This window comes from Microbacterium sp. M, assembly GCF_045181065.1.
Lineage (GTDB): Bacteria > Actinomycetota > Actinomycetes > Actinomycetales > Microbacteriaceae > Microbacterium.
Genome location: NZ_CP173721.1, coordinates 1,244,954 through 1,257,910, shown reverse-complemented (window position 1 = coordinate 1,257,910; position 12,957 = coordinate 1,244,954). Strand labels below are relative to the sequence as shown.

Annotated in this window: 14 protein-coding genes; 7 read left to right on the top strand and 7 right to left on the bottom strand. The window is 69.4% G+C overall.

Annotated features, from left to right (window positions below):
- Nucleotides 1-71: 71 nt before the first annotated feature.
- Genes ACI7YT_RS05955 through ACI7YT_RS05940 form a run of 4 tightly spaced genes read left to right on the top strand, consistent with a single transcriptional unit; the run spans nucleotide 72 to nucleotide 3,543 of the window.
- Nucleotides 72-1,337 carry a magnesium transporter MgtE N-terminal domain-containing protein gene (locus ACI7YT_RS05955; protein WP_406249544.1) on the top strand — a complete coding sequence of 422 codons (1,266 nt, stop codon included), beginning with the start codon at nucleotides 72-74 and terminating at the stop codon, nucleotides 1,335-1,337.
- On the top strand, nucleotides 1,337-1,903 hold the full coding sequence (locus ACI7YT_RS05950) for a DUF1003 domain-containing protein (RefSeq protein WP_406250507.1): 567 nt from the start codon (nucleotides 1,337-1,339) through the stop codon (nucleotides 1,901-1,903). The genes ACI7YT_RS05955 and ACI7YT_RS05950 overlap by 1 nt, the downstream gene beginning before the upstream one ends.
- Nucleotides 1,900-3,018, top strand: a complete 1,119-nt coding sequence (locus ACI7YT_RS05945; protein WP_406249543.1) for an Mrp/NBP35 family ATP-binding protein — start codon at nucleotides 1,900-1,902, stop codon at nucleotides 3,016-3,018. Before ACI7YT_RS05950 ends, ACI7YT_RS05945 begins: the two co-directional genes overlap by 4 nt.
- A gap of 24 nt (nucleotides 3,019-3,042) precedes the next feature.
- Entirely contained in the window at nucleotides 3,043-3,543 is a 501-nt protein-coding gene (locus tag ACI7YT_RS05940; protein WP_406249542.1) for a hypothetical protein, read from the top strand.
- A gap of 21 nt (nucleotides 3,544-3,564) precedes the next feature.
- Here the strand turns inward: ACI7YT_RS05940 and ACI7YT_RS05935 are convergent, their stop codons facing one another.
- The gene (locus ACI7YT_RS05935) at nucleotides 3,565-3,960 is read right to left on the bottom strand and encodes a Sec-independent protein translocase TatB (protein WP_406249541.1); all 396 of its coding nucleotides are present in this window, start codon (nucleotides 3,958-3,960) and stop codon (nucleotides 3,565-3,567) included.
- A gap of 85 nt (nucleotides 3,961-4,045) precedes the next feature.
- Between ACI7YT_RS05935 and ACI7YT_RS05930 the strand changes: the two genes are divergently transcribed.
- Nucleotides 4,046-4,684, top strand: coding sequence for an O-methyltransferase (locus tag ACI7YT_RS05930; RefSeq protein ID WP_406249540.1), 639 nt, complete (start codon nucleotides 4,046-4,048; stop codon nucleotides 4,682-4,684).
- A gap of 77 nt (nucleotides 4,685-4,761) precedes the next feature.
- Here ACI7YT_RS05930 and ACI7YT_RS05925 read toward each other — a convergent pair whose 3' ends face one another.
- From ACI7YT_RS05925 to dapE, 3 genes are all read right to left on the bottom strand, one after another.
- Entirely contained in the window at nucleotides 4,762-4,932 is a 171-nt protein-coding gene (locus tag ACI7YT_RS05925; protein WP_264157317.1) for a DUF3117 domain-containing protein, read from the bottom strand.
- A 91-nt stretch (nucleotides 4,933-5,023) separates the two neighbouring features.
- The gene (locus tag ACI7YT_RS05920; RefSeq protein WP_406249539.1) at nucleotides 5,024-6,235 is read right to left on the bottom strand and encodes a hypothetical protein; all 1,212 of its coding nucleotides are present in this window, start codon (nucleotides 6,233-6,235) and stop codon (nucleotides 5,024-5,026) included.
- On the bottom strand, nucleotides 6,217-7,290 hold the full coding sequence (gene dapE, locus ACI7YT_RS05915; RefSeq protein ID WP_406249538.1) for a succinyl-diaminopimelate desuccinylase: 1,074 nt from the start codon (nucleotides 7,288-7,290) through the stop codon (nucleotides 6,217-6,219). The genes ACI7YT_RS05920 and dapE overlap by 19 nt, the downstream gene beginning before the upstream one ends.
- Nucleotides 7,291-7,362: 72 nt before the next feature.
- Here dapE and dapD point away from each other — a divergent pair, with 72 nt between their 5' ends.
- Complete coding sequence (gene dapD / locus ACI7YT_RS05910; RefSeq protein ID WP_406249537.1) at nucleotides 7,363-8,316, top strand: 2,3,4,5-tetrahydropyridine-2,6-dicarboxylate N-succinyltransferase; 954 nt, start codon at nucleotides 7,363-7,365, stop codon at nucleotides 8,314-8,316.
- Between the two features lie 221 nt (nucleotides 8,317-8,537).
- Nucleotides 8,538-9,998 (top strand): DEAD/DEAH box helicase, encoded by a 1,461-nt coding sequence (locus tag ACI7YT_RS05905; protein WP_406249536.1) that lies wholly within the window; start codon nucleotides 8,538-8,540, stop codon nucleotides 9,996-9,998.
- A gap of 63 nt (nucleotides 9,999-10,061) precedes the next feature.
- Here ACI7YT_RS05905 and ACI7YT_RS05900 read toward each other — a convergent pair whose 3' ends face one another.
- The 3 genes from ACI7YT_RS05900 to fdxA all read right to left on the bottom strand — a co-directional run bounded on the left by ACI7YT_RS05900 (nucleotide 10,062) and on the right by fdxA (nucleotide 12,953).
- Entirely contained in the window at nucleotides 10,062-11,357 is a 1,296-nt protein-coding gene (locus tag ACI7YT_RS05900) for a citrate synthase (protein ID WP_406249535.1), read from the bottom strand.
- 160 nt (nucleotides 11,358-11,517) lie between these two features.
- Nucleotides 11,518-12,630, bottom strand: coding sequence for a succinyldiaminopimelate transaminase (gene dapC, locus ACI7YT_RS05895; RefSeq protein ID WP_406249534.1), 1,113 nt, complete (start codon nucleotides 12,628-12,630; stop codon nucleotides 11,518-11,520).
- Between the two features lie 2 nt (nucleotides 12,631-12,632).
- Nucleotides 12,633-12,953: a ferredoxin gene (gene fdxA, locus ACI7YT_RS05890; RefSeq protein ID WP_376179684.1), complete on the bottom strand. Its 321-nt coding sequence runs from the start codon at nucleotides 12,951-12,953 to the stop codon at nucleotides 12,633-12,635.
- Between the last annotated feature and the right edge of the window lie 4 nt (nucleotides 12,954-12,957).

Sequence of the window (12,957 nt, the reverse complement as noted above, 5' to 3'; positions counted from 1 at the left end):
ATTCTTCCATGCGTGCCCCGCACCGGTGCCGCACACTCCTCGCGACCGCCCTCGCCGACTACGCTGGGTGCGTGAGCACTCAACGGGTATTCGTCGCGCGCCTTGCCGGGTGCGCCGTCTTCGACCCCGTGGGCGACCGGCTCGGCAAGGTCCGGGACGTCGTCATCGTGTACCGAAGTTCGGCCGCGCCGCGCGTGATCGGGCTGGTGGTGGAGATCCCGGGTCGTCGGCACGTGTTCCTCTCGATCGGGCGCGTGACGTCGATCCGCGCCGGTCAGGTCATCTCCACCGGACTCATCAACGTGCGCCGTTTCCAGCCGCGCCCCGGCGAACTCCGCGTCCTGGCCGAACTGCTCGGACGGCGTGTCGGGTTCGTCGACGGCGGCGGCACCGCGGTCATCGAAGACGTCGCGATCGAGCCGAACCGGCTCGGCGAGTGGAGCATCACGCAGCTGTTCCTGCGCAAGCCGAAGACGAGCGCCTCCCCGTTCGCCAAGGGGCCCACGGCCTTCGCGGCCTGGAACGAGGTCACAGAGGAGCGCACACCCGGAGAGGCGCAGTCCGCCGAGCAGCTGGTCGCGTCGTACTCCGAGCTGCACGCGGCCGACCTCGCCAGCACGCTGCTCGACCTGCCCCAGAAGCGCATGATCGAAGTCGCCGAAGAGCTGCCGGACGATCGCCTCGCCGACGCCCTCGAGGAGATGCCGGAGGACGAGCAGGTGCACATCCTCGACGGCCTCGGCGATGAACGCGCCGCCGACATCCTCGACCACATGGAGCCCGACGACGCGGCCGACCTGCTGGCTCAGCTTCCGAAGAAGCGCCTCGAGCAGCTTCTCGAACTCATGGAGCCGGAGGAGGCGGAGGACGTCCGCACGCTCCTCGCGTACGGACCCGATACCGCCGGCGGTCTCATGACCACCGAGCCGATCATCCTCTCCGCCGACGCCACGGTCGCCGAGGCCCTCGCCCTCATCCGCCGACATGAGCTGCATCCGGCACTCGCCGCGGCCGTGTTCGTGACCCTTCCGCCGTTCGAGACGCCCACAGGGCGTCTGCTCGGCGTCGTCCACTTCCAGCGGATGCTGCGCTACCCGCCGCATGAGCGCCTGGGTGCGATCATCGACGACAGCATGGAGACGATCTCCGGCACGGCATCCGCCGCCGAGGCGGCGCGCATGCTCGCCAGTTACGACCTCGTCTCCCTGCCGGTCGTGGATGCCGCGCAGCGACTGGTCGGGGCCATCAGCATCGACGACGTCCTGGACTATCTGCTTCCGGACGACTGGCGCACGCATGACGACGACGAGCCGTCAGCCGAGGGCGGCGCACGATGATGGCGCGGACCCCGCGCGCCCGCCTCGACGCACCGCTCGGGCGCAGCACGACGCGACAGCGACCGACGTCGCGCGATCGCTTCGGACGGTTCACGGAGTGGGTCGCCCGAGCCATGGGCACGCCGGCGTTCCTCCTGCTGCTCACCCTGTTCTGCGTGCTCTGGATCAGCTGGAACACGCTGATGCCCGAGAACCTGCGCTTCGACGATGCCGCGCTGGGCTTCACGGCGCTCACCCTCATGCTGTCGCTGCAGGCGTCGTACGCGGCACCGCTCATCCTGCTCGCGCAGAACCGCCAGGACGACCGCGACCGCGTGCAGATCGAGCAGGACCGTCAGCGCGCCGAACGCAACCTCGCGGACACCGAGTACCTCGCGCGAGAGATCGTCGCGCTGCGCCTGTCGCTCGAGGAGCGCAACTCCCAGATCGTCACGCGCGACGTGCTCCGGCAGGAGCTGCGCGCGCTGCTCGCCGAGCTCGACGACGACGGCGCCGAGGGATCGGCCGCCGGGCAGGAACCGCCTGCGCGCACCGGCCCCATCACGACGCGGCGTCCGCGGCGATGACGGCCGAACAGGTCCGCCGCGCCGTCGCAGCCGTCTCCGACCCCGAGCTGCGTCAGCCGATCGGCGACCTCGACATGGTGCGCGATGTGAGCGTGGACGGCACGACGGCGCATGTCGCCATCGTTCTGACGATCGTCGGCTGCCCCGCCGCGAACCGCATCGAGTCCGATGTGCGCCGGGCCGCGGCATCCGTACCCGGTGTCGAGGATGTCGAGGTCGCGGTCGGCGTGATGACGCCCGCCGAGCGCAAGGCGCTCACGGAGAAGCTCCGTGCGGGGAGACCCGCCCGTCAGATGCCGTTCGGTCCCGATTCCCTGACGCGCGTCATCCTCGTCTCCAGCGGCAAGGGCGGAGTCGGCAAGTCCACCGTGACGGCCAATCTTGCGGTCTCCCTGGCCGCACGAGGGCTCGCCGTCGGACTGGTGGATGCCGATGTGCACGGCTTCTCGATCCCCGGCCTCCTCGGCATCCCGGCCGGCACCCAGCCCACCCGCATCGACGACCTGATGCTTCCGCCGGTGGCGCACGGTGTGAAGACGATCTCGATCGGCATGTTCCTGCGCGACGGCGAGTCCGTCGTGGCGTGGCGCGGCCCGATGCTGCATCGGACGGTGCAGCAGTTCCTCACGGACGTGTTCTTCGGCGATCTCGACGTTCTCCTCATCGACATGCCCCCCGGCACCGGCGACATCGCCATCTCCATCGGGCAGCTCCTCCCCCATGCCGAGGTGCTCGTGGTGACGACGCCGCAGTCCGCCGCCTCCGACGTCGCGATCCGCAGCGGACTGGTGGCCCGCCAGACCGGTCAGCGCGTGATCGGCGTCGTAGAGAACATGGCGGCATTCGCCCTGCCTGACGGCACGGTGATCGACCTGTTCGGATCCGGCGGAGGCGCCGAGGTTGCCAGCGCACTGTCGACGCCGACGGATCGGGTCGAACTGCTGGCGTCCATCCCGCTCAGTCCTGCGCTGCGTGCCGGCGGGGACGCCGGAGCACCCGTCGTGCTCGAGGACCCGTCGGATGCCGCGGCATCCGCGATCGATGCGCTGGCGCAGCGCATCATGACGAAGGGCCGCGGTCTGGCAGGCCGTTCGCTCCCGTTCTCACCGGCGTGAGCCGGGCGGCGGGAGAATGTTCTGATGAGCGATGCGCACCGATTCGTCCAGGTCGATCGCGACCTGCTGACCCGTATGTCCCGAGACGCGACGATCTTCCTGCTCACCCGTCCGCTGTCGATCGTCGTGTGGGTGCTGCTGGGCGCTGGTCTGCTCTGGACGCTCGTTCCGTTCGGGTCGGCGCTGGCGGCCGCTCCGTCCCAGGCCGGACGCCTCGTCGTGATGCCTGCGCTCTTCGCGGGCATCATGATCCTCTACGTCATCCTCACGATGACGAGCGTTCGGCGATCGCTGACCACCACGATGCCTGAGGGGACCAGCGTCTCGGTCACGGTCGGCGAGAACGAGCTGCGGGTCGAGAGCGCCCGCGGTACGTCACGAGTCGCGTTCTCGACGTTTCGTCGTATGAAGGCCGGGCCGGACGCCGTGATGCTGCAGCTGCGCGACAGCTCGGCGATGACGGCGCTTCCGCGGGCGGTCGTCTCGGATGCCGACATCGCACGGATGCGCGCGAAGATCGGCTGAACGGTCTGGGCGCAGGCGCCGTCAGGTCGCTTCGGGGTCGAACGGCGGCGGGCTCGACCGGGTGAAGACCGGAGTCGCCTTCGAAACGACGGGATCGATCGGCGATGCCATGGGTGCCGCAGCCGCGACTGCGGGCGACGTCGCGACAGGCGCGGGGGCCGCATCCTCGAACAGCGCGTCGCGGATGATGCGCCGCGGGTCGTACTGGCGGGGGTCGAGCTTGCGCCAATCCACATCGGCGACCTCTGGGCCCATCTCCTCTTCGACGCGGCTCTTCGTGTCGCGCAGCAATTCACCGCCACGGCGCACCAGCTTCGCGAACTGCTCGGCGTAGTGCGGCAGCCGCTCAGGACCGATCAGCAGCACGGCGATCAGGCCGATCACCAGCAGCTTCTCGAAGTCGAGTCCGAACCCCATGGCTCCAGGCTACCGCGCCGCGCCTGACGGACAAGGACGCGGCATGCGCCTAATCTGAAGGAGAACCAGCAGTACGGGAGACGCCATGAGCGAGCACGACGCCAACGCGCGGTACATCCGCGAGGCCACCGCAGAGCCGGACGCCATCACCCGCGCCCGTGCCCGTGCCGACGAGATCGGCGCCGCGCCGATCAGCGCCCTCGTCGGCGCCCAGTACGCGGTGCTCGCGGCCGCCGTGAACGCCAGAACGATCGTCGAGATCGGCACCGGGGCCGGCGTCTCGGGCCTCTGGCTGCTGCGCGGCGCACCGCATGCCGTCCTCACCTCCATCGACAACGAACCGGAGCACCTCGCCGCCGCCCGCCAGGCGTTCGCCGAGGCCCGCATACCGACCACTCGGGCACGGTTCATCACCGGGCGCGCCGCAGATGTGCTGCCTCGGATGAACGAGGGCTCCTACGACATCGTCCTCGTGGACGCCGACCCCGACAACGTCATCGAGTACGTCGAGCACGGTCTGCGTCTGGTCCGCACCGGCGGGATCGTCCTGGTCCCGCGCATCCTCGTCGGCGGCAAGGTCGCCGACCCCGTGCAGCGCGACGCCGTCACCGCCGCCTACCGCTCGCTCATCCAGGAGACCCAGCAGTCCCAGGCCGTCCTGGCATCGATCTCCGCGTCCGGCGAGGGCCTGCTGCAGCTGATCAGCGTCGCAGAGCCCGACTGAGGCTCCCTGACACACAGAAAGGGCGGCGGATCCGATGATCCGCCGCCCTTTTCGTCCCGCTGGATACGGGAGAGGACTCAGGGGTTCACGACGGCTGCGAGCACGTCGTGAAGCTCCTTTGCTTCGGCGTCGTTCACGGAGACGACCAGACGGCCGCCGCCTTCGAGCGGAACACGCACGATGATGAGGCGCCCCTCCTTGACGGCCTCCATGGGTCCGTCTCCAGTCCTCGGCTTCATCGCTGCCATCGTGGCTCCTTTTCCTCGGTGGTATGGAACAAGTTTATCGGTAGCCCCGCGACCCTGTGTCCGCGCTGGGAAGAATCCGTCATGAACAACGTCACGGGACCTGCCAGAACGTGTTCCCGAGGGCGTAGACGTGGTAGATCCACACCCACTGGCCGATGAGGCAGAGCAGCAGGACCGCGAACCGGTAGCCACGGCTGCGCGGCACGACCGCACCCCACAGCGGGCTGAGCGGCATCAACAGACGGAACGTGGAGGACTGCGGGAAGAACACGGCCAGCAGATACAGCAGGTAGCTCGCACTCCACAGCCGGACATCGACTCCCAGGCGGCGGACCGAGGGCGCGAACAGCAGTGCGGCGGCGACCCCCGCCACCAGCACGGCCAATGCGATGAATCCCCACCATCCGGGCATCCCCCACTGCGCGAACCAGAACTCCGCGGCCTCGATCCACCCCTGGAACGGCACGAACCCGCCATCGCCCATTCCCCACGCGCGTCGCCAGGCCAGCTCGGTGGCGAGGTAGGAACCGGCGTCGCCTGTGACGACACCGGCGATCACCTGCCAGGCGAACCCCGTGACGGTCGCCAGAGCGCCCAGGGCGATGATGTGCACGATCTCGCGTCCGGCCAGCGGCTCGCGTGCGCGACGCACCCAGCGGGCGATGCCGTGCACTCCGAGGAACAGCGCGAACGCGAGGATCCCCGGCCGGGTGAAGGCCATCAGCGGTATGAGGAGGTACAGGATGCCGTAGCGCCGCCGTTGCACGGCATCCAGCGCGAACAGCAGCATCATGACGAACAGCGCCTCGGCGTAGCCGACCTGGAACAATGCGGCCAGCGGCCCTGATGCGAAGAACGCCACGGCCCACAGCGCGGCAGTGGACCCGAGCCGATCGTGCAGCAGGCGATACAGTGCGATGCAGGCGAAGAAGCCCGCCACGAGCGAGATCACGAGGGCTCCGGCGCCCCAGGCCCCGAGCGGTAGGCCGATGATCTTCGCGGCGTATGCGTAGACCGGCATGAAGGCCCAGGCGTTCTCCGCCACGTCGCCGGCCTCGGTCAGCGGAAGCTCGGAGGGGTACCCGTCGACGGCCACCAACCAGTACCACTGCGCGTCCCAGCCGAGGACGAAATCGGCGATGCCGGCATCCGCACCATAGCGGGACGCGGGCCCGGAGAGTGCGGCGGCCAGCGCGAGGAACCCTGTCGTCACCAGGCGCGCGGCCGCGTAGATCGCCGCGATGCGTGCGACGATCGGGGTCTGCGCCCAGCGCCTGGCGCCGCTCAGGACCCGGTCAGCCACGCGCGGAGGCCGCGTTCGACGGCGTCGATCTGGGCAGTGGGCACGCGTTCCTGGTCGTGGTGCGCGAGATGCGGGTCACCCGGGCCGTAGTTCACGGCAGGGATCCCGAGCGCGGAGAAGCGCGCGACGTCGGTCCAGCCGTACTTCGGTCGCGGCTCGGCGCCCACCGCGGCGACGAACTCCTGCGCGATCGGAGCGTCCAGCCCGGGTCGAGCGCCCTCCGCGGCATCCGTGATCTCGACCTCGAAGCCGGCGAGCACTTTGCGCACGTGCGCGGCGGCCTGCTCGGCGGTCTTGCTCGGCGCGAAGCGGTAGTTGACCTCGACCTCGCACAGGTCGGGGATGACGTTGCCGGCCACGCCGCCAGTGATGCGGACGGCGCTGAGGCTCTCGCGGTACACGAGGCCCTCGACGGGAACCTCCTTGGCGCGGTACTCGGCGAGCCGCGCGAGGATCGGCGCCGCACCGTGGATCGCGTTCTCGCCCACCCACGCGCGAGCGCTGTGCGCGCGCATCCCATGGGTGCGGACGACCGCGCGCAGCGTGCCGTTGCAGCCGCCCTCGACCTGACCGTTCGACGGCTCGCCGAGGATCGCGAAGTCCGCCTGGAACAGGTCCGGGCGGTCGGCCGAGAGCAGGTTGAGTCCGTTGAGCGCCGCCGCGACCTCCTCGTTGTCGTACCACATCCAGGTGATGTCGACGACGGGCTCGGTCAGTTCGGCGGCGAGCTTCAGCTGCACGCCGACGCCGCCCTTCATGTCGACGGTCCCGCGGCCCCACAGGTGCGGTTCGCCGTCGATCTCGACATCCTTCGTCGGCACGTTCTCGTTGATCGGCACGGTGTCGATATGACCGGCGATCACCACGCGCTGCGCACGACCCAGTTCCGTGCGCGCCACGATGGTGTTGCCGAACCGGATCACCTCGAGGTGCGCGAGCGGTCGGACGGAGGCCTCGATCGCGTCGGCCAGGACCGCCTCATCCCCCGAGACACTGGGAATGTCGCAGATCGTCCTGGTGATGTCGAGCGAGGACGCAGTGAGATCGAGTGCCATGCCATCAGCCTACGGCGCGGGCGATCGACGCGTATCGATGGGGCGCCTCGCCGCACACGGTAGCGTTGTCCTATGAGCAATGCGCGCACGGTATGGGGTGTCGGACTGTCCACGATCGCACACGACGGCACGGTCCTGGACGCCTGGTATCCCGAGGTCGGCTTCGGTGCGCTGGACGCTGCGGATGCCGTCGCCGCCATCGCCACCTGGGATGCTCTGGCCGAGCCCGATGAGCGGCGCAACGTCCGCACCGAACTGGTCCAGCTGCAGATCGACCTCGACGAGGCACCGGCATCGACGGCGGACGCCTACCTCCGACTGCACGCGCTGTCGCGCCTGCTCGTCCAGCCGAACGACCTGAACCTGGACGGCGTTTTCGGACATCTGCCCAACAACGCGTGGACCACGGCCGGCCCGATGCTTCCAGCCGACGCCGAGCGCCTCCGGCCGCTGCTGCAGCGCAACGGGATCCAGGTGCAGGGGCTCGACAAGTTCCCGCGGCTCACCGACTATGTGCTCCCCGACGGCGTCCGAATCGCCGACGCGTCCCGCGTGCGCCTCGGCGCCCACCTCTCTCCCGGCACCACGGTCATGCACGAGGGCTTCGTGAACTTCAATGCCGGCACGCTCGGCGCCGTCATGGTCGAGGGTCGCATCTCGCAGGGCGTCGTCGTCGGCGCGAACAGCGACATCGGCGCCGGCGCGTCGATCATGGGCACGCTGTCGGGTGGCGGCACGGTCCGCGTCTCGATCGGCGAGCGATCGCTGCTGGGCGCGAACGCCGGGATCGGCATCGCCCTCGGCGATGACTGCGTCGTCGAGGCCGGGCTCTACGTGACCGCCGGATCCAAGGTCGTGCTCGCCGACGGCCCGAACACCGCAGAAGGCGGCAGGAAGACCGTCAAGGCCGCCGAGCTGAGCGGCCGCGACGGCATCCTGTTCTGGCGGAACTCGGTCACCGGCGCCATCGAGGCCAAGCAGCGCGCCGGCGTCGGCGTGACCCTGAACGAGGCTCTGCACGCCTGATCCGGCGCGCATGCACCGGACGGCATGCGGCTCCTGGTAGGCTTGTGAGGTTGCCTACGGGTGACTGCGTCGTCGTCACGGGTCTCTGAGGACCGAAGCGAACTGATCCGCTCCAGCTTCCGGCTGGCGTTTCGAACGGCGAACAAGTGCGCGTATCTCGCGCCCTTCGCCCACCTCACACCCACTATGCGCGCAGACTCGCGCGCCGATGGAGCACCACTATGCCTACCTTCCTCGAACTCGGCGTGCCCGCGCCTCTCGCAGCCGTTCTGGCCGCCGACGGCAAGACCGAGGCGTTCGCGATTCAGCGCGACACGCTTCCCGATTCCCTCGCAGGCCGCGACCTGCTCGGCCGCGGCCGCACCGGCAGCGGCAAGACGATCGCCTTCGCGCTCCCCCTTGTCGCCCGTCTGTCGGCCTCAGGCGCGCGCACCCGCGCCGGCCACCCGCGCGGTCTGGTGCTCGCACCGACCCGCGAGCTCGCGACCCAGATCGCCGCGACCGTCGCGCCGCTGGCGAAGGCCGCCGGCCTCACCGTCGCCACGATCTTCGGCGGCGTCAGCCAGCGCCCGCAGGAGCAGGCGCTGCGCAGCGGCGTCGACATCATCGTCGCGTGCCCCGGCCGCCTCGAAGACCTCATGAAGCAGAAGATCGCGTTCATGGATGCTGTGGAGATCGCCGTCCTCGACGAGGCCGACCACATGGCAGACCTGGGCTTCCTGCCCGGCGTCACCCGCATCCTCACCGCGACTCCTGCCGGCGGACAGCGACTGCTGTTCAGCGCGACGCTGGACCGCGGCATCGACTCCCTCGCACGCCGCTTCCTCGTGAAGCCCGTCAGCCACGAGGTCGACGAGTCCAGCGTCCCGGTGGGCGAGATGACCCACCGCGTGCTGCTCGCCGATGCAGAGCGCAAGAAGACGCTCGTCAACGAACTGGCGTCGGGCCTCGGTCGCCGCATCCTGTTCACGCGCACCAAGCACCAGGCGAAGAAGCTCGCCAAGGCGCTCACCGCAGCAGGCATCCCCGCGGTCGACCTGCACGGAAACCTCTCGCAGAACGCCCGCGAGCGCAACCTCGCCGCGTTCTCGTCCGATCCGGCCGACGGCGGCGTGCGCGTCCTCGTCGCGACCGATGTCGCCGCCCGCGGCGTCCACGTCGACAACGTGGACCTCGTCGTGCACGTCGACCCGCCCGTCGAGCACAAGGCGTACCTGCACCGCTCGGGTCGCACCGCTCGTGCGGGCGCTGCCGGAACCGTCGTCACGGTCGTCCTCCCCGAGCAGCGCCGCGACGTGAAGGATCTGCTGCGCAAGGCGCAGATCGACGCCGCGCTGGAGCCGGTCACGAGCGACATCGTCGACGACCTCGTCGGCGATCGCGCCGCCTACGTCAAGCCCGTCCCCGTGCAGCAGCAGACGCAGGGCGGCGGTCAGCGCAAGCCGCAGGGCGGCGGGTCGCGCGGCGGTCAGTCCCAGGGCGGCCAGCGCGGTGCGCGCTCCGGCGGTCGTGGCCAGGGCGCCCGCACCGCGGCATCCGGCTCCGCACGCAGCGACGTCCCCCGCGGCGGCTCGGTCTCCAGGTACTCCAGCGACAGCGGCTCGCACGCCCCGGCATCCGGTCAGCCGCGCAGCAACCAGCGTCGTCGCTCGCAGCGTCCGTCCGGCGCTCCTCGGGCCTGACGGCCTGACGCGAAAAGCCGCTTCCCTCCTAGGGAAGCGGCTTTTTCGCTGTGGACCGTCGGGTCAGCGCGCGGGGAACGGGCGCTCGGGAGAACCCGTGTACAGCTGCTGCGGGCGGCCGATCTTCGTCTGCGGGTCGAGGTTCAGCTCGCGCCACTGCGCCAGCCAGCCCGGAAGGCGGCCGATCGCGAACAGCACGGTGAACATGCGCGTGGGGAATCCCATGGCCTTGTAGATCACACCGGTGTAGAAATCGACGTTCGGGTAGAGGCGACGCTCGACGAAGTAGTCGTCCGCGAGGGCGATCTCCTCGAGCTCCTTGGCGAGATCCAGGAGCGGATCGCTGACGCCCAGCGAGGCGAGCACCTCGTCGGCGGCGGCCTTGACCAGCTTCGCGCGCGGGTCGTAGTTCTTGTACACGCGGTGCCCGAAGCCCATGAGCTTCACGCCGTCTTCCTTGTTCTTGACCCGCTCGACGAAGCGCTGGACGCTCTGGCCCGAATCGCGGATCTGCCCGAGCATGGTCAGCACCGCCTCGTTGGCTCCGCCGTGCAGGGGCCCGGAGAGCGCCTGGATGCCGGCCGAGATCGACGCGAACTGGTTGGCACCGGTGGAACCCACCAGGCGGACCGTCGATGTGGATGCGTTCTGCTCGTGGTCCTCGTGCAGGATCAGCAGCAGTTCCAGAGCCTTCGACATGACCGGGTTGACCTCGTACGGCTCGCTGTGCACGCCGAAGTTCAGCTTGAGGAAGTTGTCGACGAAGCTCAGCGAGTTGTCCGGGTAGAGGAAGGCCTGTCCGACGCTCTTCTTGTGCGCGTAAGCCGCGATGACCGGCAGCTTCGCGAGCATGCGGACCATGTTGAGCTCGACGTGCTCGGGATTGTTCGGATCGGTCTGCCCCTCGTAGTAGGTCGAGAGGGCGGCCACGGCCGACGACAGCACCGACATCGGGTGGGCCGTATGGGGCAGCGCCGAGAAGAAGTGCTTGAGGTCCTCATGCAGCAGCGTGTGACGGCGGATGCGCTCGTCGAAATCGGCCAGTTCGGACGGCGTCGGCAGCTCGCCGTAGATGAGCAGCCAGGCCACCTCGAGGTAGCTGCAGTTCTTCGCGATCTCCTCGATCGCGTAACCGCGGTAGCGCAGGATCCCCTGGTCTCCGTCGATGAACGTGATCGCCGACTTGGTCGACGCGGTGTTCACGAATCCGTAGTCGAGTACCGTGTAGCCGGTCTGGCGGGTCAGCGTCGAGAAGTCGATGCTGTCGTTGCCGCTCGTGCCGCGCACCACCGGGAACTCTGCCGTGGTTCCGTCGATCGAAAGCGTCGCCTTCACCTGCTGGTCTCCCGTCGCGCTCACGCGGGCCTCCTCTTACGTCTGTGTCGACCGTGTTGGTCTTGCTCGTCGATTCACGGCGTCGTGCGCCGGGCAGATCTCGACCGAATCGCCTTTACAGCCTAGTGCGCACTCCGGCCTACTGTGACATCCGCCAAGAGATGCCAGCACGGCATGCCGAAATCTACAGTTCTGCTGCGTGCAGCCGTCGTGCCGCCTCCGCCACCCGCTCGCTGGGCGCCGTGAGCGCCAGCCGGATGTGCCGAGTCGCACTGTCGCCGTAGAACGGACCGGGGCCGGCGAGGATGCCGAGGTCGGCCAGCCGCCCCATCGACTCCCAGGCGTCCCGCCCCTCGGTCGCCCACAGGTACAGCCCGGCCTCGGATCCGTCGATCCGGAACCCAGCGGCGCTGACGGCAGGCAGGAGCAGATCACGACGCTCGCGGTACAGGCTCTTCTGAGCCGCGACGTGCGCGTCGTCGGCCAGAGCGACCGCCATGGCGTGCTGCACCGGCTCCGGCGGCATGAGGCCCAGATGCTTGCGCGCGGTGAGCAGATCGCCGACCACGCGCGAGCAGCCCGCGACGAACGCCGCTCGGTAGCCGGCGAGATTGGACTGCTTGCTCAGCGAGTACACGCTCAGCAGGTTCGCCCTGCTGCCGCCGGTCACCCGGGGGTCGAGGACGGACGGAATCGGCTCGGTCGCCCACGGGCCATCCCAACCGAGCTCCGCATAGCACTCGTCGCTCGCCAGGATCGCGCCGATCTCCCGCGCGCGGCGTACGGCCGCGGCCAGCTGCTCGACGGTCCAGGTGCGTCCGTCGGGGTTGCCCGGCGTATTGATCCAGATGAGCTTGGCGCCATCCGGCCAGTCGGCCGGGTCATCGGCGCGCATCGGAGTCGCTCCTGCAACGCGCGCGCCGACCTCGTACGTCGGGTAGGCGACGCTCGGGTGGACCACGATGTCGCCCTCGCCGAGCCCCAGCAGCGTCGGCAGCAGCGCGACGAGCTCCTTGGATCCGATCGTCGGCAGCACGTTCGCAGTGGTCAGCTCCGGAACGCCTCGCCGGCGGGCGTACCAGTCCACGATCGCCTCGCGCAGAGCGGGTGTGCCCACCGTCTGCGGATACGCGTGCGCGTCGGTCGCCTCGGCGAGAGCCGCGCGCACGATCTCGGGTGTCGGGTCCACCGGCGAACCGACCGAGAGATCGACCAGGCCACCCGGATGCCGTGCGGCGCGCTCGCGGAACGGAACGACCGCATCCCAGGGGTAATCGGCCAGATCGCGGACCGACACCGTCACTCCCCCTGCGGGGGCAGCGCGGCGATGATGGGGTGGTCGAAGGTGTAGACGCCGACCTTGGCCGCCCCTCCGGGGGAGCCGATCTCCTCGAAGAACTCGACGTTCGCCTTGTAGTAGTCGGCCCATTCCTCGGGGAGGTCGTCCTCGTAGTAGATCGCCTCCACAGGGCACACGGGCTCGCAGGCACCGCAGTCGACGCACTCGTCCGGGTGGATGTAGAGCGACCGTTCACCCTCGTAGATGCAGTCCACGGGGCACTCGTCGATGCAGGCACGATCCTTCACATCGACACAGGGCAGAGCGATCACGTACGTCACTCCC